Source organism: Filimonas zeae, assembly GCF_014641615.1.
GTDB classification, from domain to species: Bacteria; Bacteroidota; Bacteroidia; order Chitinophagales; family Chitinophagaceae; genus Filimonas; species Filimonas zeae.
Genome location: NZ_BMIB01000001.1, coordinates 566,665 through 591,338 on the forward strand (window position 1 = coordinate 566,665; position 24,674 = coordinate 591,338).

Consider the following 24,674-nt stretch of genomic DNA (forward strand, 5'->3'; position numbering starts at 1 on the left):
TATAACGTAGTTATTTGCCTATAATCAGTTTGCGGTGTGCAGCGCCCCACTCGCCCAGTTCTGCATAAATTTTATGCAGGGTTAAGCCATGTGGGGTAATGGAATATTCCACTATGGGCGGGAAGGCATCACGCACGGTGCGGGTGATGATTTTGTTCTGCTCCATTTCTTTCAGCTCTTTAGATAATACCCTGTCGGTAATGCCATTTACTTCGCGGGATATTTCGCTGAAGCGTTTGGTTTGAAAAGAGATGGCTATCAGAATGGGCAGCTTCCATCTGCCGTTGAGAACATCCAGTGCATCCTGTACCGGCAATTGCAGTTCTTTACATTGCTCTTTCTGATGCCCTTTTGTTGTTTGCTCCTCTGTAGTATTCATACGCACTAAACTTAGTATACCGGATGATAGCACTATCCTAAAGGATAGTATCAATTGCCCGGCTGTTAACGTAAATAGCTTTGCTACCCTAATTATAGACAAAGATGAAGATATTACACCTTATTTCAAGCTCCCGTGGCGGCGCCTCTAACAGTTTACAGCTGGGCAATGCCATTGTAGAAAAACTTCAGGCTGCGCATGCGGGTAGTGCAGTGGTGCATCACAACTTAACAGCCACGCCGTTTCCACATCTGGAAGAGGCTCATTTACAATCGTTTTTTACCCCGCAGGAGCAGCGGAGTGCGGAACAGGCAGAGGCCGTGGCGCATTCTGATGCAGCGATTGCAGAATTAAAATCGGCAGATGTAATTGTTATAGGGGTGCCTATGTACAATTTCACTATTCCTTCTACTTTAAAAACCTGGATTGACCATATTGCGCGTGCCGGGCAAACCTTTTCGTATAGCGAGCATGGGCCGGAAGGGCTGGTAAAGGGCAAGAAGGTATACCTGGCCATAGCATCGGGCGGTGTGTATTCTGAAGGGCCTATGCAGCAGTTTGATTTTACAGAGCGTTACCTGCGTGCAACGTTGGGCTTTATGGGCATGACGGATGTTAGCGTTATACGGGCAGAAGGCCTGAACATGCCACACCTGAAAGATACGGCTATGCAAAAAGCACTGGAGAATATAGTGCTGTAGTTTTTCAGCAGGTTATAAATATGCTTTCCGGCAACTGTAAGAATTGGGCAACCCGCATGTGTTTCGATAGAAGTACATGCGGGAACTGCTTATGGTTGTTACTGATTGCGTTTTTCGCGGTAATCGTTGGGGGATATGCCCATTACACGCGTAAACAGCCGGGAGAAATAATACTGATCCTGAATGCCCAGGGCCTGGGCTATCTCTTTAACAAGTAGATTGGTAAACTGCAGGTACTGGCAGGCTTTCTGTATTTTCAGATGATTGAAATATTCAATGGGCGAAAAGCCGGTTTTCTTTTTGAAGATGGTAGAAAAATGGGCGGGCGATAAATTGGCTGCCGCTGCAATCTCTTCCAGCGTAAGCACCTTGTCAATATTACTGCTGAACAAATCGATGGCTTTATCTACCGCATTTTTGTTGCTTACATCATGGGGGTTTGTTGCTTTTTCATGAAAAAGCACGGTACCCAAAAAATGCCAGAAACACATATTGGCATACAGCAGGGTATCTGTTCCATATCCTCTTTCCAGCTGACTGTATATTTCCTGAAAAAGCTCCAGGCTTTTACCGCCTGCGCCTGCAAACCCTTTCCATCTGTTATTTTTTTTGCACATTTCTATTATTTCATTGGCCGCAATGCCTTTAAAATGTACCCAATAAATAGTCCATGGGTTGTGCTCGTCTGCTCCGTAGGCATGCCGGGTTTTACCGGGGATAAGAAAAAAGTCGCCTGCCTGCAGCGGATGTTCTGTTTTATCCAGTTGTATACTGCCGCTGCCCTCGTGGCAGTAAATAAGAATATGCTGATCTGCACCATGTAATCTTTCCCTGTAGTGGTATTGGGCTTTAGGGTAGTAGCCTATGTTGGTAATATACATATTGCCCATAACAGCATTTCTGGCGCACCGGTTGTTGATAACCGTTTTAGGTATAACAATGGCCTTCTGGCCCTGAAAACCTTCTTTCTTTTTAATGTTTCCGTTCACGCTGTAGTTTTTACCAGACCGAAAAATAGTCCATCAAAACCGGATTTTACTCCATTGCCGGGCGCGGGTAAAAGATTTTATTTTGAAAGCCTGAATTGTTGCTTTATAAATCAATGTGTTAATACTTGCTTATATGAAAAGTTTTTGGCTACCGGCTTTACTGCCTTTGTTGTTTTTACGTACGGAGGCCACGGCGCAACATGTATATGAAATAGATGCTGCTGTGCCGGAAGTAAACATTTATTCTCACCACCTGAAGCTGGGCGGCAGCAGCGCTGCCGGTAGCAGCATTACCGTAAATAACTATTATATTTCTGTTGATGGCAAGCCCATGGTGCCTGTTACGGGTGAGTTTCATTTTACCCGCTATCCGCGTATGTACTGGGAGGAGAGTATTGAAAAAATGAAAGCGGGCGGCATTAATGTAATTGCTACCTACGTATTCTGGAACCTGCATGAGGAGAAGGAGGGCGTTTTTGCCTGGGAGGGCGATAAGGATTTACGGTATTTTATGGAGTTGTGTAAAAAGCATAATATTTATGCTATTGTGCGCGTAGGGCCTTTTTGCCATGGTGAGATACGGAGTGGCGGTTTACCGGACTGGTTGCTGGGCAGCCCCCTGAATATACGATCGGATGATTCTCTGTATCTGTCTTATGTAGAGCGGTTATACAACCAGATTGGAATGCAGTTGCAGGGCTTGTATTATAAAAACGATGGGCCTGTTATAGGTATTCAGATAGAAAACGAGTACCAGCATTCCGCAGCCCCATGGGGTTTAACGTATCCCGGGCAGCCAATGGATATGACGGCGGCGGAAAGAGACCTGAGTGTTACGCAGGAGGGGGTGGGTATTTCGGACGTAAAAAACAGCCATGCCGGATCAGGCAACGGGCATATGAAGAAATTGAAGTTGCTTGCTATAAAAGCTGGTATGGATGTACCGCTTTATACGGCTACGGGCTGGGGTAATGCGGCTATTATACCCAACGAATCTTTACCGGTAACTGCTGCCTATGCCTATCCTTTCTGGACACCGAAGCGCGATTATTCCCCGTTTTTTCTGTATAAGAATATGCACCGGAAGCCTGATTACGCTCCGGTGCGTTATCATCCGGAAGATTACCCGGCTTTTGCGGCCGAGCTGGGCTCCGGCATCATGTCAGTATACACCCGCAGGCCTATTGCGGTACACCAGAGTATGGATGCTATGATAAACCGTTGCCTGGGCAGTGGTGCCAATGGTATCGGTTACTATATGTATCATGGTGGTTCTACGCCGCGGGGCGAACGTTCTTTTATGAGCGATGAGGCGTATGGATTGCCAAAAATATCATACGATTTTCAGGCTCCGATAGGCGAGTATGGTCAGGTACGGGAAGGTTTTCACCGGCTGAAGCTGTTGCACTTTTTCCTGCGCGATTTTGGCCACAAGCTGGCACCTATGACCACTGCGCTGCCTGCCAACGCGGCAAACCTGCGGCCGGATAATATTACCGATCTGCGCTATGCGGTGCGTATAAAAGAAAACTCGGGCTTTCTGTTTCTGAATAATTTTCAGGATGATACTGCTATGCAGCATCAGAAGCAAATACAGGTACGTATTAAAACCCATACGGGTGAAGTGCGTATACCCGAAACAGGTGGGTTTGACCTGCCTGAGGGAGAGAACGCCATTTTTCCTTTTGGGATGGAGATGGAAGGTGGTATACCACTTAACTATGCTACCGCACAACTGCTTGCACAATGTGGTGATGCGGCATTGCCCCGTTATGTGTTTTTTACGCCGGAAGGGGTAAAGGCTGAGTTTTCTTTTGCAGGTAACGTAAAAGTGAGCGGTTTGTATGGCTCAACCGCAGTGCGAACGGCTAAACGTACATTGGTAAATTGTACAGATACGGTAAGTGTGTTTACCGTTGCTACCGGGGGCCGTAAAGTGGAGGTGCTGGTAGTTACCAAACAGCTTGCGTTAAAGGCGTATACAGTTACCCTGCAGCAAAAACGCTATCTGTTCTTTTCTGATGCAGTAATATTGCAGGGGCCGGCTGGCTTTCGTTTACTTAATAACAGCAACCCGGTGTTTGATCTTGCCGTATATCCGCGTATTAACACTGTGCCGCAGGTAACCAATGGCAGTATAGCGGTAACCAAAAGTATTACCCCGTTTGCTGCTTACCGCATTGCGTTGCCTTACTGGTCGTTTCCGGTACATGCGCGTAAGGTAAGTGAGAAAAAGCGGGTGGTGCAGTTGCCAGATTCGCTGCCGGCGCAGGTAAATGATGTATTGCTGAAGGTGGATTATACGGGGGATACCGGGATGGGGTTTGTAAATGGAGAGCTGGTGGCGGATGAGTTTTACAAGGGGCTGCCATGGGAAACCGGGTTGCGCAAATTTGTGGCGGCCGGTGCCAGAGAAATGGTGTTGTACTTCCGGCCTATGCAGCCGAATGCCACCTATCTGCTGGATTTGCAGCCTTATCCGCAGTATATTCCTGCTTTTGGTAATGCCAAAAGCTATCTTACCGTAAATGGTATTACGCTGGTGCCACAGTATGCCACGCGTATTAAATTTTAAAAGTTGTTGTATGCCGGTATTGTATTTCAGAAAACTGTTGTTGTGTATTGTGTTTTTGTGGGCAATGCCTGCGTATGGTCAGGACTTGTCGCTTGCCGGTGTGTGGCGTTTTGCTACAGACAGCACCGATAAAGGCGTTGCCGAACAATGGTTCAGGCGGGTACTGCCCGATAGTATTCAGCTGCCTGGCTCCATGGCCAGCAACGGAAAAGGCGATGAAGTAACCCTGCAAACCCAATGGACGGGTACTATTTACGACAGTTCGTTCTTTTTCCGCTCAGCCTACGCGGCTTTCCGGCAGCCGGGCCATGTTAAAATACCTTTCTGGCTTACACCTGTAAAACATTATGTGGGCGTGGCGTGGTACCAGAAAAAAATAACCCTGCCTGCAGGATGGACGCAGCGGTACGTACAACTGATACTGGAACGCAGCCATATACAAACCACTGCCTGGATAGATGGTGTGGAAATGGGCAGGAACAACTCGCTGGTTGCTATGCATGCCTTTACGCTGCCTGCTGCAACAGCGCCGGGTGAGCATATTATTACTATACGGGTAGATAACCGCATTAAAGAAGTGAATGTTGGCCCGGATTCGCACAGTGTAAGCGATCATACCCAAGGCAACTGGAATGGTATTGTGGGTAAGATAATGCTGCAGGCTTTACCCGCGTTGCATATTACCGATGTACAGGTGTACCCTGATGTTGCGGGGCGCAAGGCTCTTGTAAAGGTGGCAATTGTAAACCCGGGGGCCTTAGCGGTGCAGGGTAAATTAACCCTGCAGGCACAGAGCTTTAATACCGTGCAAAAGCATCATCCGGCAGCAGTTACTGTTGGTTATAAAGCACTGGCTAACGATACTACTGTTACAGAAATACTACTGCCCATGGGCAAAGGAATGCTGTTGTGGGATGAGTTTTCGCCTGCTTTATACAGGCTGCAGGTAACGCTGCAAGGTGCGGGCGTACGCCAGCAGCAGCAAACGCAGTTTGGTATGCGCGAGGTGCGTACGGAAGGGCGGGATATACTGGTGAACGGAAGAAAGGTATATCTGCGGGGTAACCTGAACAATTGTGAGTTTCCGCTAACAGGTTATCCGCCTATGGATACTGACAGCTGGCGGCGGCTGTTTGCCCAGGCAAAGGCATTTGGTTTAAATCATATCCGTTTTCACTCCTGGTGCCCGCCAGAGGCTGCTTTTGCAGCTGCGGATGAGGCAGGTTTTTATCTGCAGCCGGAAGGGCCTACCTGGCCCAACCATGGCACCTCACTGGGCGATGGACGTTTTATAGATCAGTATTTGTATGATGAAACAGGCCGGATAATGAAGCAGTATGGCAATCATGCTTCTTTCTGTTTGTTTGCTGCTGCTAACGAACCTGCGGGCCGCAAACAGGCCGGCTTTCTGGAAAGCTATATGCAACACTGGCGTAAGCAGGATGCACGGCATATATATACCGGTGCATCTGTAGCTATGAGCTGGCCTTTGTATCCGGGCAGTGATTATATGATTAAGTCGGGCCCCCGCGGCCTTAACTGGGATAGTGCGCATCCGGAAACCGTGAGCGACTACCGGGCAAAAATTGAGGCTTTCCATATGCCGTATGTTACGCATGAAATGGGGCAGTGGTGCGTGTTTCCTGACTTTACAGAAATTCCGAAGTATACCGGTGTAATGCGTGCCCGCAATTTTGAACTGTTTCAGGGGCATTTACAGGCAAAGGGTATGGGCAATAAAGCGAAGGACTTTTTTACTGCCTCCGGTAAACTGCAGGCTTTGTGTTATAAGCTGGAAATAGAGAAATCGCTACGCACCCCTGATGGTGCCGGTTTTCAGCTGCTGGGGCTGCAGGACTTTCCCGGACAGGGCTCTGCGCTGATTGGTGTACTGAATGCCTTCTGGCAGGAAAAGGGTTATATATCTGCGAAGCAGTGGCGTCGTTTCTGCAATACTACTGTGCCGTTAAGTCGTATTGCTAAGTTTACGTATACCAATGATGAAACTTTTGAATCGGCCATAGAAATATACCACTATGGTGCCAGGGCGCTTACCAATGCGGTAGTGGAATGGACGATACGCAATGATAAAGGGGCCATTATAAAAAAAGGTGCTTTTGCACCCGCTACTATCCATAGCGGCAAAAACACGCAGCTGGGTATGGTACGTGTAGCTTTGGCAGATGTGCGGGAAGCTGCGAGGCTTACCCTGGAAACCACTGTAAAAGGTACCCACTTTGCCAACGACTGGCATTTTTGGGTGTACCCCAAAACATTGCCTGCATCTGGCGCTAATGTACATTATACAGATACCCTGGATGCCGCTGCGGAAGCGGTTTTACAAAAAGGAGGCACGGTGTTTTTAAATGCTGCCGGCAGGGTAGTAAAGGGTAAGGAAGTAGTACAATATTTTACACCGGTTTTCTGGAATACTTCCTGGTTTAAAATGCGCCCGCCGCATACGCTGGGTATACTGCTGGATTCTGCTCATGCGGCTTTCCGGCATTTTCCTACCGCTTCCTATAGCGATTTGCAATGGTGGGAGATTGTACACCGCGCACAGGTAATGCACCTGGAAGATTTTCCGGCAGGGTTTGAGCCGCTGGTGCAGCCAATTGATACCTGGTTTATGAACCGCAAACTGGGGTTGATTATAGAAGCCCGGGTGGGGAATGGTAAGGTGCTGGTTAGCAGTGCTGATTTGTTTACAGATACCACCAGGCGCGTTGCTGCCAGGCAGCTGTTGTATAGCTTACAGCAATACATGGCATCCCCGGCTTTTGCGCCTGAAGGGCGTGTGGAACTTGCGGTGTTAAAAGATTTGTTTACCACCCCCTCGAAAGAGAAGTGGGATAGCTTTACAAAAGATACCCCGGATGAGCTGAAACCCCAGAATATTCATAAATAGGTTACCGTTCTGTTAAGTTTTTACAGGCGCACGCCACTTGTTATGCAGGTGGCGTGTTTTGTTATGGCTAACCATTTAAAAAATGTAGTTTTACTACTCAACCTGCATTCTTACAAAGCAAAGTGCAATTTTGACCGGATTAGGTGTTTAAACGGATATCGGTACCGGAAAAAACGGGTATGGCCACCAGGCGCCTGTTTTATCTTGCATTATGGGATGGTACCGGTGTGTTGCTGGCAGGCCTGGCACATTTTTCGACACTACCCTCTTTTGAGGCAGGAGCCATGGTGTTTGTGATACTGGTTATTATCCAAAGCAGACGGAGCGCTGCTGACTAATATAGACTATGCAGTTTAATCAACAGATTTTTACTGTAGCCGGACAGGACAAGGCTACTTTGCTGGCAACGGAAGATGCCTTCCGCTTGTCGGCCAGGAGCTTTTACAATGTGGTGGATTTTGAGCAGGGCTGGCAGGAGCTGTTTAAGAAAGAGGATTTCCGGAATCAGATTGATTATAATTCGCTGGTATCTGTTACCCGCGCCCTGGATGGCAATCTGCTTTTTGTGCGCTACCGGGGGCCGCTGAATATTATTAATTGCTGCACATTTATATTTCCTGACGAAGAAGATTACGCCCGTTTTTACCATTTTCTGGAAGAAGGGCTGGGAATGCAAAAAACCGAGAAAGAAGTATCGCTTTTTGAAGCGGTGGGTATTTATATGGTTGAGCTGGTAATTGTACTGGCATTAACCCTGTACTGCTACTACCAGGCTGTTACCTTAAAGTATGCCAACCCGCGCACGGTGGGCGCTTACTGGCTGCTGATTCAACAGATAGGAGAAATGGGGGTATGCCTTATGGGCGGCGCTATATCGGCCTATCTTATTTACCGTGTACACCAACTCTCGGCCAACAGGCCCGTACAAACAGTTTTTCTTGCCAAACATCTCTGAATAGCTTTTATTTGCGCCCGGCTATAACGGTTGGCAGGTATGCATGAAATAAAGCGGGTTTCGCAGGGTAACGCCATTGCTGCGTTAACAGAAAGTGTATTAAAATTATTGGATACGTTTGATGATAAAGAAGATATTAAGCAGGTGATGCGTTGTATATCTCCCCATACGGTACAGGTAATAGCAGATGCTGCCCTGCCACTGGAGTATTACGAAATATGCCAGGCGGCTAAAGAAGTGCAGGATGAGGCAGCAGATACAAAGCAGCCTGCCGGTGAATAAACTTTCCGGCAGACTGATGGTGTAAACATAGGGGTACTAATTCAGTTGTAATGAAGCAGGCCCAAACTCTTCAAAAAAGATGGCTTCTTTTTGTATGCCGCGTGCGGTAAGATACTGGTAGTGTTTGTTAATAAAACCAGCCGGGCCGCATATATAATATTGCGTGTTTTCTTCCAGTATATCTGCTCCTAATACATCCAGCTCCACTACTCCTGCGTTTATGTTTGCTTCATTATTGTGCTGGTTATAAAACAGATGCTGTTTAACATGGGAATGTTTTTGTGTCCACGCAGCTACCTGCTGCTGAAACGCATGTACCTGCTGGTTGCGACAGCCATGTATCCAGGTAACGGATTGTGTGTTACCGGTATGTATAAGACTTTCCAGCATGCTTATTAACGGTGTCTGGCCTACACCGCCGCTGATAAGTACCACGGGGTGATGGCCGGCTGCGTTGAGAACAAAATTGCCCGCCGGCGCTGATGCCTCAATAATATCTCCTTCCTTTACATGATCGTGCAGTCTGTTGCTAATCATTCCATCCGGGTGTACACTGCCTATCTCTCTTTTTACGCTAATTCGGTAGTATTTACCATTGGGCGCGGCAGACAGGCTGTACTGGCGCGGCTGCAGCAGGTTTAATTCGGGCAGAAACAAACGTACGCTTATGTACTGGCCGGGTGTAAAGGGTGCAATAGGCCCGTTGTCAGAAGGGTAGAGGTAAAAGGAGGTGATTTCTGCGGACTCTTCTACTTTCTGTTTCAGTACAAAAGGGCGCCATCCCGTCCATCCACCTGTTTTACTTACCTGCTGGTGGTAGAGTTTACTTTCCTGGCCTATCATTAATTCTGCCAGTTGCAGGTAGGCGGCCTTCCAGGCGTTTAACAGTTCTGGTGTGGCAGCATTGCCCAGTACTTCTGCAATGGAGTTGAGCAGGTGGTGGCCTACTATATTATAATGCTCGGGGCGTATGCTAAGGCTGGTATGCTTTTGTCCAATGCTATCCAGTACGGGAAGCAATACCGATGGGTTTTCAATATGTTCCGCATAGGCCAGCACTGCCATTGCCAGGGCTGTCTGTTGTTTCTGATTTTGCTGGTTACCCATATTAAACATATGCTTCAGCTCAGGGTTGTGTGTAAACATGCGTTTATAAAAATGCGCAGTTAATAACACACCATTCTCTTTTAAAACAGGTACCGTTGCTTTCACCAGTTCTTTTTGTGCTGTTGTCATGCGATTGTATTTAAGATATTGAATGAATATATAAAGACCTTTTTATCCTTTATTTGGTTAAAAAAAGCTACTCCTTTTTCAGGCTCAGGTGTCCGGCCAGTAAATCTTTATTAAACTGCCCTATGGTAGTAGTAAGCAGCATGCGGGATAATTGATTGCGTACTTTTTTAAATTCTTTGTGCAGCGGACAGGGATTTTTTTCGGAGCATTGAGATAAGCCCATGCCGCAACCGGTAAAAATATCATCGCCATCCAATGCTTTAATAATATCTGCCAACGGGCGTTTCAGGCTCTGGTCATCTATATAAAAGCCACCGTTGGGGCCTTTGGTAGATTGTATTAAACCTTTGCGGCTCAGATCCTGCAGAATTTTAGCCAGGAAATGTTCGGGCGAATCTACCTGTTCTGCTATTTCCTTAATACCTACACGGGAGCCATCGGTGGTGCGGTGTGCAATGTAAAACACTGCGCGCATTGCATATTCTGATGTTTTGGAAAAGACGCCCATGTAAGGATATTGTAGCGCAAAGGTAAGGGGAAAGATTTAATAAAAGACTAAAATGTCTTTTATTGTGGTGGAGCGCGTATAGCTTTCTGTTGCATACTGCGGATTTACAGGGTGGCTTTAATTTCTTCCAGTGTATCTATAAAAGCTTTCTGGCGGCGTATATCCTTCTGCCAGGCAAGATCTCTTTCTATCAGGTCTATCTCTTTTTTAATAGTGGCTCCGGGTTCGCCGGGTTCTTTGCCCAGAATAAATACGGTATCAGATATGGCTACGCTGGTTTCAATATCGTGCGATACTATAATCAGCGTTTTTAATTCATCTGATACAGATACCTGCAGCAGCATGTTTACCACTTTATCCAGTACACATACATCCAGGCCAGAGAAAGGCTCATCAAACAACAGAAAGCTGCTGCCTTTTAATAGCTGCTGTATAATGCTGGCACGCTGGCGCTGCCCGCCTGATAACTGATGGGGGTAGCAGGGCAGGGCCTCGGTAATATCAAAGTCGGCAGCCCATTTTTCAACGGCCGCTTTTTCGTTGCCTTTTATAGCGGGGTTCTGGTGTGCTGCCATATATAAGCTCTGCTGAATGGTTTTCCATTCAAACAGATAGTAGTGTTGAAACACCACACCCATATCACCCGCCTGCACCTGTTTGTTACCATTAATGGTAATGCTGCCGCTGGTAGGTTGCTGCAAACCGGCCAGCAGCCGGAACAGCTGTGTTTTACCAATGCCTGAGCGGCCCAACAGCGATACTACCTGCCCCTGTTGTACACCAGGCCTTACAATATTGCGGATGCTGAAATTGATGTTGTGCAGCACGGGTTTGTGGCCATAGCTGAGGCATACATTATCTGCATGCAGCAGTTGCTGCTTTCTGGTATATTCTGTCATAACTATTTTGTTTTGCGGATGTAGGGAAACAGCCATAGGCGTGTTACGGATAGCAGATAGTCGAACAGCAGGCCGAGCAGAAATATTACTATCTGCAGTGCCAGTACTTTGGTAAGGTCGTTATACTTGTTGTATTTAATAAGCAGGGTTCCTATGCCACCTTCACTCATACTAACACCTTCTACCATGGTAATCATCAGCCAGGCAATGGCAAAGTTCTGCTGTATAATTTCAAGCACTTTGTCTGCCTTGCCTACTATAATTACTTCATGTAAAGTGCGCCAGTTGTTATAACCAAGGGTTTTGCACAGGTCGTACTCCTGCTGGTGAATATTCACAATTACGGATAAAAAAGAAGTAACAAAAAAGGGAACAATTCCCGCTATCAGCAACCACAGCTTTAAGGTTGCGCCGTTTTGGGTAAGCAGCGTAAATACGAATATTAAACCTGCTAACGTCAGGTAACGGCATTTTACCATTACCTGCGCCAGGCTTTTAAAAAAGGGTATTACTGAAAGCCATGAAATAAGCAGGGTAATAATAATAGCATACAACATGGCTTTAATGGTAAGCATAAGGGAGGTGAGTATGTTATCCCACAGCTGGCTGGAGGCAGATAGCTCTGCCAGTGCAACGGTTACCCTGCCGGGTGCGGGCATAAGCCCGTTGGCAGAAAAATGCCACCAGCCCAGCACCATAATAGTTTGTACTATTATCAGAATGGTTAGTGTTTGTCTGCTAACGCAGGCAAATGGTTGAAGTATTTTTTTCATGCTGATAATTATTAGCGTAGGGTGGTTGCAGGCACAACAGCTGCAACCAGTGCAGCTGTTGTATATATTACTTACTGGCCAAGCACTATTTCTACTCTTCTGTTTTGCTTTTTACCGGCTTCTGTGCTGTTATCTGCTACCGGGCGGGCAGCGCCGTAGCCTTTTGCCTCCATACGGTTATCGGCCATGCCCTTTTTAAGCAGGTAGGCTTTTACGGCGTTGGCACGTTTTTCAGATAAAGGCAGGTTAATAGCGTCAGAACCATTGTTATCTGTATGGCCGTATACGCCCAGCTTTAAACCTTCTGCTACCACGGCTGATTCAAATATTTCATCCAGCAGTTTGTAAGAAGAAGTGCGGATATTGGCAGAGCCGGTTTCAAACTCTATGCTGTAGGAACGGGAAGAAACTTCCGAAGTAATTTCTGATGCGTACCTGGTTTCAATGGCCTTGCCTTCCAGCAGTTCGGGGTGGTTAGATAATACAGAGAAGAGGAAGGATTTATCTACTGCTTTTTCGTAAGGCATAAAGGACGGCATAAGCGTGGGATACATTTTTACCATCAGGTTACCAAAGGTGTTGTACACGGCTTTATAGCGGTCAATTTTATCACTGCCCAGGCCGTAGGTATTGGCCATATCCTGCAGGTTAAATACCATAGAACCACCCAGGCTTACTTTCAGGCCCTGTATGTCTTTTTCTTCTACGCCGTTATAGTATTTTAACCAGTAGGCGGCATCCTGTTCTTTATAAAGGTCGGCACTTACCTGGGCGGCAAAAGCTTTGGCCTCGTTAAAAGAACGTACCTGGTCGCCTGCCTGTGCCAGGGCTATAATCATGTTTTCAATATCGGTTCTGTGGTCGTAAGCCCATTTTTTAATGGCAATGGTTTGGTTGGGCATTTGTGAGGCATACTGCCGGGTATTGGCAATGGTAACCAGGCCCCCTTTTTTAACAGATATGTTTACATCGCCGGGTGTCCAGGTGGCAACACCATCTACGCCTACCGTGGTATCCTTGCCGGTGGTTTTGCCATCGCGCACTATTTTGCGGCTTTCTGTATAGCCGGCTATGTATTTATTGGGTGCATCCAGAAAATCGCTGGCGGCTATCAGATTAATAGCAGTGGCATCGTAGGTGGTTTCGTCGGGGTTTACTTTTAAGCCATTATCGCCCGCCCATTTTAATAAAATATTGATATCACCATCGCGTAACACACCGGCTACGCATTTGCCAAGGGCTGTTTTAGGATCGGCCTTCCAGGATTGAGGGCCCATTACCTGATCTTCGCCATACGATTTACCGTGGGTAACGGGTATGATAACGGGCTGGTATTCGGCGCCCAGTGGCTCCAGCTCTTTGGACAGTGATGTCATAAAAGCGGGCATACCATCGCCCATAAAAGTAATAAGCACGCCGGGCGTAGCCTGGTTGTTTTTATACTCCTGTGCAAACTTTACCAGGTCGGCCATTTGTTTGTTACAGTCATCCTGCCTTACATAAGTAATATTCAGTTTTGCTTTATCAAACAGAGAGCCCTGTGTGGTATGTACACCGCCATTGGCGTAGTAGGCAGAGAACTGGCTGTTCCAGGCCATGCGCAGCCAGGTAATAGAAGTGCCTCCGTTTTCTGCGGGGTTGCTGCCAGGTAAGGGCAGCAATACGGCATTGCTGCTGAGCGAAGGTTCGGGGGCATTGGGTAAGGTTACTTTACCTACTTCGGTAGAAGCGGCTACCTGTTTGGGGCGGCTCTGGTACCATCTTACGCCTGCTATGCCTGTGGCTACAACGGCTATAATAATAACTAATTTTCCTGCGGGTTTTAATTTAAGTGCCATGGTATGTTTGGTTTAGTGTATTTGTATAAATGTTTATGCGGGTTAGTCTAATAAGCCTCTGTAGCGGTCCTGTACGTTTACATCGCCCAGTCTGCCACTGTTGCTGTTTTGGTGCAGGGCCGATTGGGTATAGTTGAAATCTGACTGTACATCAAAGCCGTTAATCAGTTCCAGGGCCTGGGCGCTCCTGGCTTTGTCTTCCAGTACCTTATCGTCCATAAAGCGGGAGGTAACATCTATGGCCGATTTTATGTGGCCTATTTTTTCGCCTATACGCACTTTCAGTATCGCCAGTGCCTGCTCTGCATCGCGGTTCAGATCGTCATCACCCTTAAACGCTTTCATAGCACTGCTTACAGCGGAAAGGCCGGTGGTTACAGAATAGTAGAGGTCTTTCTTGGCTTCCAGGTCCAGCTTTGCGTCTTCCAGCATAATACCGCTTTCGTCATAGGCCGCGTCTGCAAAAGTTACCAGCTTGTTCAGGTCGCCTACAATAGGGGTAACATTGTCAATATATTCCCGGCAACGTATTACGTTGTTGGCATACAAATCCAGCTGGCGGTTGCTGCTTTTTTCTGCCTGTAGAATTTTTACTTTCTGAATGTTCAGCTGTAGTTCTTTCTCTTTATCGCTCAGCTTATCCATCAGTTCGCTTTGCTTGCCTTTTAAACGTGCGGTTTGTTTAAACAGGGTGTTTCTGTCTTCCTGCCCCTGATCAATCTTTGCCTGTAGTATGGCAAAAGGGTTCAGTTCTATTGCCAGGCCAATGGTATAGTTGGCAATAAACTCCGAAAAGTATTTTAAGGCCCGCCAGAACTTTTTGCTGGTAAACAACATCAGCAAAAAGGCCAGTATTATGCCGCCTGCTACCAGGTTAATCAGGTTCCAGGTAACGGTAACCAGCCACGGCAGTACATAGGTGGCAAAGGCATAACCCAGGCTTACAAAAAGGGAGAGGGCTACCACGCCGGTGGCTATGTTTTTAGGTTCGGATAGCCAGCCTGGTTTAGCGGCCTTGCTCAGTGATTGATTCATGGTTGATGGTTTTTAAGATATGTGCGTATATATTTTATCTATGTTCTGCAGTATTTTGTTTTTACTGGCTGCCAGTGCAGTGGCATAGCCTGCAGTACTGCTTTCTATTTTGGCTTCGTTGGCGGCTATTTCCTGCGTAAGCACTTCTGTATGTTGCTGCAGGCGGATGATCTCCTGGCTCAGCTGCTGAATTTTCTCCTGCGTTCCGGCCATCTCCTTTTTACGGCTTTGCACCTTTTCCAGCAGTGTCTGGTCAATGGTGTTGTTAAAGGCAGCGGCATCTGCTTCCAGTATCTGCAGGTACTGCTGGGCAGAGGACAATAGTTTCTGCTTATCCAGGCCCTGTACCTGCAGCCCTGCAAAGGCTGCGCAAAAGCGTGCTTTTTCATCGGCTATTGCCTGCATAGCTTCTGTCATCTTCCAAAACTCGTAGTAGTCCGGGCCGGGCAGGTTGGCATCGGCAAACAACCGGTTAAAGTGTTCGCTGAATTTGCTGCTGCCGTTATCTGTACCGGCAGGCGGTGCCTGTGGTACAGCGGTGTGCGGCCGGCTTACGTGCTGTGTTGCAGCAGGTGCCGGTTCTGTTGGTGTACTGTCGTCCATGTCTACAAAGGCCGACAGTATCTTTTTTCCCAATGAGGCCATGTTTGGTTTATTTACAGTTGAAAAAATGATGGTTACTTACGGACATAGCTCCGCCCTTACAACCTGTGGTTGCTTTTTTACATTGCCCATGTTGTTTTTGATAACAGTAGTTACGCGAAGCGGATCAGTACACGGTTTAAGCCGAACACTGCCTCACGGATGGAGTCTATACCTGCATCTTTTTTTGGTAGATGCCCGGCATGCGTGTGCATTCTTTTGCATACGCAATAGCTTATCAGGATAGCCGGTACGGTCATCCATACGGTAAACCGTATTAGTCCTTTCATTGTTGAATGGAATAAATAGTACGTTAAGAATAAAACCCAGAGAAGCATCTCTGCGAAGCCGCTATTGCAACTACGTTAAATCCTGTACTGTATGTATTTGTTTTACAGAGTGGAGATTTCCGGTGGTTGTTGTAACCGTCTGTGAAGGCGGGCTATTGAATAAATAATCCCGATTGTTGTTCATTTTGCGTGGAGATTGACTCCTGTTTGATTGAGGATGTAAAGATATATGCGGGTTTGACATCCTTTAACAGATACTGATATGAGCGGTTATTTTGTCTCACCAATGGTAAAAAGCGAATTATATGCGGTTGAAATCAAGGATGAGGGTGGGTATAGGAGGATAAACGGGTGTTAGTTTGTTAGTTTCCGTGGCGGCTAATGGGGTTATTATCAGCCCATTGTGTTAAAAGGCGCGGTTTTGTTGCCGCGCCGGTGGTAAAGGATGAATGGATGAGTGGTTACTCCCAGAATTTATCTTCCCACTGCTCAATAGATACAAATCCTTTGTCAGTTCCGGTATTGGCAGCAGCAATAGCCTGTAGTTGTTCCGGTGTAGCCTGTTGCTGAATTTCGTTAAACAATACCCGTTCTTCAAAGCGTATGTGTTGTGTAAGCAGCTGCTCCAGCAATGTATATTGTTCAGGTGCCAGGCTTAGATTGTCCAGTATTTGCTGTAGCTGGCGATGTTCTGCCAGTGCCTGCTGAATAAGCGGATGATGGTTGCCCAGTAATGGATACAGGTGGGCTTCTTCTACCGCAAAATGTGGAAGCAGGTAATGCCGGTAGAAATAGATAACGAATTTTTGTAAAGATGCTATAGCGCCGGGTTTGGCCAGGCCGGCCCTTATTTTCCAGCAAACAATTAATACCTGGTGGTGCTGGTGACTCAGGTACTGTAGTTCGGGCGCTCTTTTTATAGGCGTTGCAGACATGTTTATGAAACGATATAAGCTATGAAATAATATAATACCCATACACCCACACCCAGCACCAGTACCCATAACCAGGAGGGGATGCTTTGTGGTGTTTCGCTGCCCCTGATTAAGAAGCGGGTTTGATCGCCTTTGCTGTAAGCGTTAATCATTAACGGTACAATGCCATCTACCACTGCGTTTTCATGTAAGCCTTCAATGGATATATCCGGCCCGTTCTTTACCGTAAACGGAATTTTACGTATGCCTTCCCGGCCGTTGGTAGAGCGGCTTACAATCTTCAGCTCGTGCTGGCCATCGGTTAGTTTGCGGGTATCCAGTTCAAAATGTACCGGTGCGGTAAAGCTGGCTACGGGCTGGCTTTCATTATCAATGAATATAAATACTTTGCTTCCGTCTTCCATTATGGTTGGGTTATTACAAGTTGCTTAATATGGGATGGCGATTGCTCACCTGGGCGTATAAGCCATTTAACAGAGTAGTACAGCGTAAACAGCACTATTACGGCGGCTATGCTTACAATCAGGTAATCCCAGTTGCTGTCTGGCCCTGTGCCATGTGTAATGTTTTTCAGCAGCTTTGGTTGCTGCTTCTGGCAGGCATTGCAGGCGGCGGCTATGTTGTATGCAGTAGCAGATACTGCCAGTAACCAATACTTTTTCATACGCTATGGTTGTTCGGGTGCTTTTAAAGTGCTGAGTACTTTTTTTACCTGCTCCAGGTCTACCTTTTTAGCGCCATTGCCCCAGCTGGATTTTTCGTGGTTCATAATGGCGGTTACTTCTTCGGGTGTAAGTTGGTTGTTTACACCCACTGCAGGCATGGGGCCATAGCCTTCTTTTATACGGCCTTCGTAACCATTCATAATAATGCTTATCATTAATTCCACATTGTCGTCCAGTACAATCTTACTGCCTTTCAACGGAGGAAAAGCGCCTGGTAACCCTTCGCCATTGGGTTGATGGCAGGCCTGGCAATTGGCTACATACAGTGCCTCTCCATCCAGTTCAGCAGTGGCGGCACCGCCTTCGGCCTTAACAGTTCTCTTATATAAAAATTCAGGGGTAGCAGCGCCATCGGGCAATGTAGTTTGTTTTAAAGAGGCCAGGTAGGCTACCAGCTGTAATGCTTCGCGGGTGGCTATTACTTTCTGCCCTTTTGCAACATAACCTTCCGGCACACTCACGGCTACTTCGCCCATACCGGGTTGTGGCTTTACGGTAAATAGCCATGGGTAGGCGGGCATTACCGATGCTTCTACCAGTATGCGCGGGTTGTACAGGTGGGTAAGCTGCCATTCAGCAGAAGGTTGCCGGGTACCAATAGTGGTAAGGTCTGGCCCGGTACGCTCTGTACCCATAAGGGTAGCGGTGTTACGCCATACATCTGTACGGCGGCTGCCTGCATAGTCGGCTGCTATAGAAGGGCGGCTGCCCCAGGTTTTATCCATTTCTACATTGCGTACCTGCTGGGTATGGCAGGCCACGCAACCATTGGCAATAAACAGTTCTTTACCTTTTGCTGCATCGGCAGTAAGCGGCTCTGCACCCGGCAGCAGTTTGTTTTTACGTTCGTTCTGCATGGCTGGCAGTATGGCCACTATAATAGTGAGGAATACAAACAGCAGCAGGGCTGTACCGAATAGCTTTTTATGATTGTTAAAAAATTCCATGAGGTGTTTGCTTGTGCTTATTGAATAGGGGTGGGTGCCTGCTGATATTCTTTTTCCAGTTTAGCTACTGCGGTGGCGGCAATATCCACAGTGGCTTTTTTATCCAGCATTTTATAAATGTTGTAGGCAAAAAACAGGTGCGATAACCACATAAGGCTACCACCTATGGCGCGCCACAGCCAATAGGGGGCCATCATTACCACGCTTTCTATAAAAGGCTTTCCATCCATCCATAACAAACCGCGCAGGGTGCTGCCGTACATTAATGGAATGGTGTAGAACAACAGGCCTACCAGTGCCAGCCAGAAGTGCGCACCTATAGTAGCATGCGGTGCCTCTTTGCCGGTAAGCCGTGGCAGCACTGCATAAATAGCAGCCCATGCAAAAAAGCAGATGATGCCATACATGGTAAGGTGCGAGTGGGCTACCGTAAAATCGGTAAAATGCCACAACAGGTTGGTGCTGCGGAAGGCTTCTGCTGTACCCTGGAGCGATCCGGTAAGGTAGAATACAATACCGGTAAGAAAGAAGGGTAGGGTGTAGCTGTCAGCCACTTTATGCCACATGCCTTTGAAGGTCATGATAAAGTTGGTAAAGCCTGCCCCTACCGGAATAATCATGCCTATACTACCTACAATAGCGGTGGTTTGTAACCACCAGGGAATGGAACTGAATACAAAGTGGTGCGTGCCTATTACGGTATAAAAGAATATCTGCGCCCAGAAGGCCAGTATACCCAGGCTATAGGAGTAGATAGGCTTGTTGAGTTGTTGTGGCAGAAAATAGTATACAATGCCCAGCGTAAAGAACATGAACCACATACCTACACCCATGTGCATGTAATAGCCCTGTACAATGGTTTCGCCCAGGCCGTTCTGCCACCAGGGCAAATACGCTACCAGCGTTATTACCAGGGCAAACATAATAGCGGCTACTATATACCAGCCCGATATATAAATTTCGTGTGTGGTGCGGCGTGCAATGGTTTTAAAAAAGTTGGCCAGCGTTAACGCCAGGCCTATACCAAACAGCGCCATTACAGGCCATGTATATTCCCGGTATTCGCCACCGGCATTGTTAATGCCGGCCATAAGACAGATGTTGCCTGTGATTACTGCCAGGTTAATGAGTATAAGCGCATACCAGCCCCATTTAATGCTGTACAGCTTTGTATTGCTAACGGTAGGTATAATGTAATAACCCAGCCCCAGCATAGCCAGCGAGGCCCAGCCCCAGAATACCGTATTGGTATGCACCGGGCGCAACCTGCCAAAGCTGAGCCAGCTGATATGGTCTGCATCGGGCGATACAAACTTAATACCTACGTATTCACCTACAGAAGTGCCTATAACCAGCCAGGCAGCGGCACATACAATAAAAGCTACCACCAGGCGGGAAAGTGCAGTATCTATGTCTGGCCTTTTGATGGCTTTCTTTTTGGTAGCAAAGAAGGGCAGGTGTTCTTCATGGTTGATATAGGTAATGAGGCCGCGGTTGTCTTTGGGTGCACCTGAGCCGGTAAGCTCCTGGCCCGATAAACGATAGTCCAGCGCTGCCTGTCTGTCGCGCAGTGTTTGCAGGGTTGCTTCATCTGCCTCGTTTTGCAGGTAGTTGGCAAACTCACCGGCTTCGCGCCTGTTGTTTTCATTCCGTTGCTGTTGCAGCAGGTTCAGCACTTTTATCGCCATAATGGCTATGCCTGCCAGCAGTGGCAGCATAATTAATAGAATGGTAATGATAATGCCGGGGTCGTTTATCAGCTTGCGTACTACAGTTGTCTGTTGTGCAAAGCACGAGGAGCCGTACAGTAACAGGCCCGCCAGCAGAGGCAGCTTTTTTATGCGTAGTATTTTCTGTATCTGTTCGCTGTTGAGCAGGTTGAGGTAATCGCGGAAGCGCTCGCGGCGGTGTGGCTTTTTTTGTTCTCTTACCTGGCTGTTGAGTCTGGTAATACTCCACAATAAATACAAGGCTACCAGAAACATAATACCTGCAGCCACCAGTGCTGCCAGCAGTAATCCATGGCTTTGTGCAGAAAGGCTGGTTTGCTGCAACAGCGGGTTGGCATACGCTGATGCGGGCAGTAACAGGCAGGCGAAGCCATACAGCATAGTTTGCCGTATCGGTTGCGATAAGCTCATAAAAGGAAGGGGTTTAAAGCGTAGGATAATGAATTCCTGATTCTTCTATACAGGCAAAGTTGGTGTTTACGAACCGGCAGGGCAATAGCTATACAATCGTATTTGTTGTATATATAATGCCTTTGGTTATAGCAGGGAGGAAGGCAGTGGATGCATTTTACTCAGCATGATTATTTTCATTTGCTCTGGCTTGCGTTTGGCGCTTTCTGCTATGGGGCCATCAAACAACTCGTTGATAGTCTGGTGCCATAATACCAGCCACTGGTCAAAGTGTTTATCCAGCAGTGGTTGCAAACGATTAATATCTATATGTTTTAATAACGGATTGCCTTTGTACGATGCCTGGCCCAGCAGCACGGTTTCCCAGAAGCTGTACATGCGGGGCAGGTGCGATTGCCAGTTTACAGGTACTACCTCGCTGAAAAAGTAGCCGATGGTGGCATCGGCTTTTACTTTTGTATAAAAATTATCTACCAGTAACTGAATGTCCTGCCTGTTCTCTATATCTTTTTTCATATCTGCTCCTTTTTATACTTACAACACAAACGCCAGTGCAATTACTGCCAGGTCTGTTATGGCACCGGCAAAAAATACAGGAATGGTAATTTTAGTAGGCATGGCTGCCAGGTTGGTAACCTCTGTTATTACAAAGGTAAGAATACAGGCCATCCACAGACCCAGTGAATTACCGTTTTGTACAATGGCCAGAATGGTTACCGGTGCCAGCAGACATCCCTGCGCAAACAGGGCCACTGCCAGCCAGCCAAAGCTGTTGGGTTGCTGGTTTTCTGCAAATTGTAAAAAACGTTTCAGGTAGTTATTTTTGCGTGCGGTAAGGGGATGGGGGGCAGTGGTTTGAACGGGAGTGCGGTGGTTGATGTATATGGTTGCCATAACTATTGTTTTTGTACCGTAAAGGAACGAATCGTTTTACGCCGGGTTTATGACCTGGATCATAATCAGTAAAAATGTTGGACTACGAACTTCTTATTCAGGCTGGTGCTGTGCTACGTACCTATACCCGTGGGCAATTGTTGCTGAAGGAAGGGAACAAAGCACGTTTTTACTTTCAGCTGGTAACAGGCGAGGTAAAAATGATAAACACCGGCGAGAACGGGCAGGAGTTTATACAGGGCCTGTTTAAAGCCGGGCAAAGCTTTGCGGAACCGCCGTTGTTTATAGAGGCAGGTTACCCGGCCTCAGCAGTGGCTATTACTGACTGTGAAGTGCTGGTGCTGGAAAAGGCAAAGTTTATACACCTGCTGCAACAACATTTTGATGTGCAACTGCGCTTGCTGGAAACGCTTTCCCAACGCTTATACTTTAAATCGGTAATAGCCCGCGAAATAAGCTTGTACGATGCCGGGCACCGCATTATTACCCTGATTGATTTTTTAAAAGAACGCGATGGTTTTACAGAGGAATTATACCCCGTTACCCTTACCCGCCAGCAAATAGCCGATTTAACCGGTTTGCGGGTGGAAACCGTAATACGGGCTATCCGTTACCTGGTAGGTAAGGAGTTGGTGCAGAAGGGCAGGAAAATATACCGTTAGCCTGTTATAAAGTAATTCTGATAATAGCCAGGTCGTCACCAGGAATAAGGTGGTGTTCATGCTCCAGTTGCTTCAGCAATAAATTCAGTCTGTCTTCCTTTTCTTCAAATGTGCTGCCGGTAGTTAAAAATATAGCCGGATTAATAGTAGAAGCCTGTGAAGTAGTAGGCTGAAACAGCGTAATACCGTCTGTGGCAATAGTAAGATCGCGGAGGTTGGAAAAGGTTATTTTTTGATGCTGTGCGTTATACCATTCCTCAAATGGCGTTGCCAGATGAAAGCCCAGGTAATCGGGGCGGTTGTCCTGATCAAATTCTGTCAGTTGGCCGTTTACAGAAACAACACCATCGCCCACTACCAATATCAGTCCCTTTTTGTCACGTATATCCGTCAACGATATAATCAGTGTAGTAAGCAACTCTTTTTCTTCCAGCATCAGGGTGTTTTTTGCCTGATTCAGTTGTTGAAATAATTCTTTAAGAATGGCTTTCAAACGCTCTTCCGGTTCTGCAATGGGGTGGCCTTTCAGAAATTCTGTGTAACCCGTTGTTTTGCAGATTTTGCGTAGCAGCTTGCCGGTGAGTGTAGCAACGAAGTAGCTGTCTTTACCCATGGTGCAACCGTCCATTACAGCACAGAGCAGGGTATTGCTGTCGATATGGTCAATGTACAGGTAATCTTCGCAATGGTTGAGGTGAAAATCACCTCGCTGGAGGGCTGAGTATATTTGCATGCAGATAAGGCTGCAAAAGTACGGAGTAGTGTTTATAAAACGCACAAGGGAGCAGTACTACTGCTCCCTTATCCCTTCTTCATCAGTGTCCACGTAAGTTATTGCTGTTGCTTCTTTTTCTTGTTTTTGTCTATAATAGCACCGGTTGCGGCACCTGCGCCTGCACCCAGTACACCGCCGACTATGGCACCGGTACCTTTTTGTTTAGATACTAAGGCGCCTGTAAGCGCACCTGCACCCGCACCTATCACTGCGCCTTTAGCGGTACTGCTCCAGCCTTTTTTTTGCTGGGTAGTGGCGGGCGCACTGGTGGAGGCGGAACTGCCTGAGGATGAAGAACTGCCGGAGCGCAAACGCGAGCCGTTGGCTTTTTCCTGTTTGGCCTGCTCTATCTTTTCCAGGTTAACAGAGTCGATTACCTGCTGCCGGGCATTGTTAACGGCATTAACAGAATCTATAGTGGCCTGTTTGGCTATTCCTATCTCATCTGCACTGGATTTGCTTTTACAAGCCACTGATAAAGTGGCCATTGTACAAAAGGCTATTATCAGATTTTTCATAGTTTACGTTTTTAGTGAGTACACTTATCTCTCTATGAAAACTGTGCCACTTTTTAATAAACAGGGCCACCTGAACAGGCGGCCCGCGTATCCCATGGTTACATGAGAAAAAGCCATGGGTATAATATTATAGCAATCTGTAAAAGTGGGTAACGGTTTTAGATGCAGGTGTTTACAATGCCCCCATGGGGGCAAAAGCGGGTAAATAATAATGTGATGGCGCAGTTTTCTGCAATAATGGTGTTGGCGGCAGCGTGCACGGCAATGCGGCACCTGCAGCGTGTATAGGCTGCTGTTTTCTCATGTGCGTATAGTATAAATCAGTTACACGGAAGAAGTTCTTCCGGTCAATGGCAGGAACAGTTCGAAGCAGATTCTCATGCAGCTGTGGCTGTTATAAATATAATTTATGCTTTCTGCATTTGCAAGCGAACTGGTGAAAAATTTCAGCGAAAGTGTTTTCAGCCTATTCCACGGCGGCTTTTTGTTGTTTCAGTTGCTGTAAAAAGTGGCCGGTAGCTTTGGCAGATATCTGGTTGCCGGTAAAAGGGTAGGTATAAGTGCCTTCGGGCGTTTCAATAATCAGTCCGCAGCGCATTTCCGCAGCAGTGGCAGCTACGGGCATAAAAGCACAGATAAGCAGGGCCAGAAAAGGGGCTGCCACCCAGGCATATAACTGTGCCTGAAAACCTATTGGCAGGTAATTGATAGCCAGTGCAATGGCTGGTGTAAGCATAAACCAGTACAGCTGTTTTCTTCTTTTAATAAAGCTGCGTACCTGTTGCTGGTATACGGGTGCATTATTGAAAATAGTAATACTGATGATATCTGATAACAGAAAGGATTGTAAGGTGGTGGCCTGGCGTATTATCAGATGGCGGCGGGTAAGCCTGGCTGTAAACCGGTTAAAGTTACAGGTAGATACAGTGGCAGACTGTATATGTACAATCTTTACTTCGGGTTGCGGCATGTTCTTACGGTTCGGTTAAAAAAACAGATTACCGGTTTTACGTAGGATGGATGGAGTTTAATGCCGGTTTTTACAGGTATCGGAGATACTACGAATG

The 24,674-nt window shown here is 47.0% G+C and carries 27 protein-coding genes; 7 read left to right on the top strand and 20 right to left on the bottom strand.

The features are described from left to right. Positions 1 to 10 precede the first annotated feature (10 nt). A complete protein-coding gene (locus IEY13_RS02385; RefSeq protein ID WP_188950310.1) occupies positions 11 to 379 on the bottom strand; it encodes a winged helix-turn-helix transcriptional regulator in 369 nt (122 codons plus the stop codon). 104 nt (positions 380 to 483) lie between these two features. Between IEY13_RS02385 and IEY13_RS02390 the strand changes: the two genes are divergently transcribed. After that, positions 484 to 1,080: an FMN-dependent NADH-azoreductase gene (locus tag IEY13_RS02390; protein WP_188950312.1), complete on the top strand. Its 597-nt coding sequence runs from the start codon at positions 484 to 486 to the stop codon at positions 1,078 to 1,080. Positions 1,081 to 1,178: 98 nt separating this feature from the next. On the opposite strand, the gene IEY13_RS02395 is transcribed toward IEY13_RS02390, so the two are convergent. Then, on the bottom strand, positions 1,179 to 2,069 hold the full coding sequence (locus tag IEY13_RS02395) for an AraC family transcriptional regulator (protein ID WP_188950314.1): 891 nt from the start codon (positions 2,067 to 2,069) through the stop codon (positions 1,179 to 1,181). A 133-nt stretch (positions 2,070 to 2,202) separates the two neighbouring features. Between IEY13_RS02395 and IEY13_RS02400 the strand changes: the two genes are divergently transcribed. From IEY13_RS02400 to IEY13_RS02420, 5 genes are all read left to right on the top strand, one after another. Continuing rightward, positions 2,203 to 4,644 (top strand): beta-galactosidase, encoded by a 2,442-nt coding sequence (locus IEY13_RS02400; protein WP_188950317.1) that lies wholly within the window; start codon positions 2,203 to 2,205, stop codon positions 4,642 to 4,644. A gap of 10 nt (positions 4,645 to 4,654) precedes the next feature. Further along, positions 4,655 to 7,552, top strand: a complete 2,898-nt coding sequence (locus IEY13_RS02405; RefSeq protein WP_229687679.1) for an exo-beta-1,4-galactosidase — start codon at positions 4,655 to 4,657, stop codon at positions 7,550 to 7,552. Positions 7,553 to 7,731: 179 nt separating this feature from the next. Continuing rightward, positions 7,732 to 7,890, top strand: a complete 159-nt coding sequence (locus IEY13_RS02410) for a hypothetical protein (RefSeq protein ID WP_188950321.1) — start codon at positions 7,732 to 7,734, stop codon at positions 7,888 to 7,890. 8 nt (positions 7,891 to 7,898) lie between these two features. Beyond that, positions 7,899 to 8,507 carry a hypothetical protein gene (locus IEY13_RS02415; protein ID WP_188950323.1) on the top strand — a complete coding sequence of 203 codons (609 nt, stop codon included), beginning with the start codon at positions 7,899 to 7,901 and terminating at the stop codon, positions 8,505 to 8,507. 39 nt (positions 8,508 to 8,546) lie between these two features. Next, positions 8,547 to 8,789: a hypothetical protein gene (locus IEY13_RS02420; protein WP_188950325.1), complete on the top strand. Its 243-nt coding sequence runs from the start codon at positions 8,547 to 8,549 to the stop codon at positions 8,787 to 8,789. A gap of 36 nt (positions 8,790 to 8,825) precedes the next feature. Here the strand turns inward: IEY13_RS02420 and hmpA are convergent, their stop codons facing one another. The 15 genes from hmpA to IEY13_RS02495 all read right to left on the bottom strand — a co-directional run bounded on the left by hmpA (position 8,826) and on the right by IEY13_RS02495 (position 21,652). Continuing rightward, complete coding sequence (gene hmpA, locus IEY13_RS02425; protein ID WP_188950327.1) at positions 8,826 to 10,025, bottom strand: NO-inducible flavohemoprotein; 1,200 nt, start codon at positions 10,023 to 10,025, stop codon at positions 8,826 to 8,828. 67 nt (positions 10,026 to 10,092) lie between these two features. Continuing rightward, on the bottom strand, positions 10,093 to 10,500 hold the full coding sequence (locus IEY13_RS02430; protein WP_229687680.1) for an RrF2 family transcriptional regulator: 408 nt from the start codon (positions 10,498 to 10,500) through the stop codon (positions 10,093 to 10,095). A 137-nt stretch (positions 10,501 to 10,637) separates the two neighbouring features. Beyond that, entirely contained in the window at positions 10,638 to 11,432 is a 795-nt protein-coding gene (locus tag IEY13_RS02435; RefSeq protein ID WP_188950330.1) for an ATP-binding cassette domain-containing protein, read from the bottom strand. 2 nt (positions 11,433 to 11,434) lie between these two features. Further along, on the bottom strand, positions 11,435 to 12,205 hold the full coding sequence (locus IEY13_RS02440) for an ABC transporter permease (RefSeq protein WP_188950333.1): 771 nt from the start codon (positions 12,203 to 12,205) through the stop codon (positions 11,435 to 11,437). A gap of 71 nt (positions 12,206 to 12,276) precedes the next feature. After that, positions 12,277 to 14,043 carry an OmpA family protein gene (locus tag IEY13_RS30085; protein WP_229687681.1) on the bottom strand — a complete coding sequence of 589 codons (1,767 nt, stop codon included), beginning with the start codon at positions 14,041 to 14,043 and terminating at the stop codon, positions 12,277 to 12,279. Positions 14,044 to 14,085: 42 nt separating this feature from the next. Further along, complete coding sequence (locus tag IEY13_RS02450; RefSeq protein WP_188950335.1) at positions 14,086 to 15,078, bottom strand: hypothetical protein; 993 nt, start codon at positions 15,076 to 15,078, stop codon at positions 14,086 to 14,088. A 12-nt stretch (positions 15,079 to 15,090) separates the two neighbouring features. Next, complete coding sequence (locus tag IEY13_RS02455; RefSeq protein ID WP_188950337.1) at positions 15,091 to 15,723, bottom strand: DUF4200 domain-containing protein; 633 nt, start codon at positions 15,721 to 15,723, stop codon at positions 15,091 to 15,093. Positions 15,724 to 15,833: 110 nt separating this feature from the next. After that, a complete protein-coding gene (locus IEY13_RS02460; protein ID WP_188950339.1) occupies positions 15,834 to 16,010 on the bottom strand; it encodes a hypothetical protein in 177 nt (58 codons plus the stop codon). A 461-nt stretch (positions 16,011 to 16,471) separates the two neighbouring features. Then, a complete protein-coding gene (locus tag IEY13_RS02465; protein ID WP_188950342.1) occupies positions 16,472 to 16,945 on the bottom strand; it encodes a hemerythrin domain-containing protein in 474 nt (157 codons plus the stop codon). A 2-nt stretch (positions 16,946 to 16,947) separates the two neighbouring features. Beyond that, positions 16,948 to 17,349 (bottom strand): cytochrome C, encoded by a 402-nt coding sequence (locus IEY13_RS02470; RefSeq protein WP_188950344.1) that lies wholly within the window; start codon positions 17,347 to 17,349, stop codon positions 16,948 to 16,950. Further along, positions 17,349 to 17,609: a hypothetical protein gene (locus tag IEY13_RS02475; RefSeq protein WP_188950346.1), complete on the bottom strand. Its 261-nt coding sequence runs from the start codon at positions 17,607 to 17,609 to the stop codon at positions 17,349 to 17,351. The genes IEY13_RS02470 and IEY13_RS02475 overlap by 1 nt, the downstream gene beginning before the upstream one ends. A 3-nt stretch (positions 17,610 to 17,612) precedes the next feature. Beyond that, a complete protein-coding gene (locus IEY13_RS02480) occupies positions 17,613 to 18,617 on the bottom strand; it encodes a cbb3-type cytochrome c oxidase subunit II (protein ID WP_188950348.1) in 1,005 nt (334 codons plus the stop codon). A 17-nt stretch (positions 18,618 to 18,634) separates the two neighbouring features. After that, positions 18,635 to 20,758, bottom strand: a complete 2,124-nt coding sequence (locus tag IEY13_RS02485) for a cbb3-type cytochrome c oxidase subunit I (RefSeq protein ID WP_229687682.1) — start codon at positions 20,756 to 20,758, stop codon at positions 18,635 to 18,637. A 126-nt stretch (positions 20,759 to 20,884) separates the two neighbouring features. After that, on the bottom strand, positions 20,885 to 21,274 hold the full coding sequence (locus IEY13_RS02490) for a group III truncated hemoglobin (RefSeq protein ID WP_188950350.1): 390 nt from the start codon (positions 21,272 to 21,274) through the stop codon (positions 20,885 to 20,887). Positions 21,275 to 21,292: 18 nt separating this feature from the next. Further along, positions 21,293 to 21,652: a hypothetical protein gene (locus IEY13_RS02495; RefSeq protein WP_188950352.1), complete on the bottom strand. Its 360-nt coding sequence runs from the start codon at positions 21,650 to 21,652 to the stop codon at positions 21,293 to 21,295. A 74-nt stretch (positions 21,653 to 21,726) separates the two neighbouring features. Between IEY13_RS02495 and IEY13_RS02500 the strand changes: the two genes are divergently transcribed. Further along, positions 21,727 to 22,314, top strand: coding sequence for a Crp/Fnr family transcriptional regulator (locus IEY13_RS02500; RefSeq protein ID WP_188950353.1), 588 nt, complete (start codon positions 21,727 to 21,729; stop codon positions 22,312 to 22,314). Positions 22,315 to 22,318: 4 nt separating this feature from the next. Here the strand turns inward: IEY13_RS02500 and IEY13_RS02505 are convergent, their stop codons facing one another. The 3 genes from IEY13_RS02505 to IEY13_RS02515 all read right to left on the bottom strand — a co-directional run bounded on the left by IEY13_RS02505 (position 22,319) and on the right by IEY13_RS02515 (position 24,577). After that, the gene (locus IEY13_RS02505; protein WP_188950355.1) at positions 22,319 to 23,047 is read right to left on the bottom strand and encodes a protein phosphatase 2C domain-containing protein; all 729 of its coding nucleotides are present in this window, start codon (positions 23,045 to 23,047) and stop codon (positions 22,319 to 22,321) included. Between the two features lie 98 nt (positions 23,048 to 23,145). Beyond that, a complete protein-coding gene (locus tag IEY13_RS02510; RefSeq protein WP_188950357.1) occupies positions 23,146 to 23,607 on the bottom strand; it encodes a YMGG-like glycine zipper-containing protein in 462 nt (153 codons plus the stop codon). 466 nt (positions 23,608 to 24,073) lie between these two features. Next, positions 24,074 to 24,577: a hypothetical protein gene (locus IEY13_RS02515; protein ID WP_188950359.1), complete on the bottom strand. Its 504-nt coding sequence runs from the start codon at positions 24,575 to 24,577 to the stop codon at positions 24,074 to 24,076. Between the last annotated feature and the right edge of the window lie 97 nt (positions 24,578 to 24,674).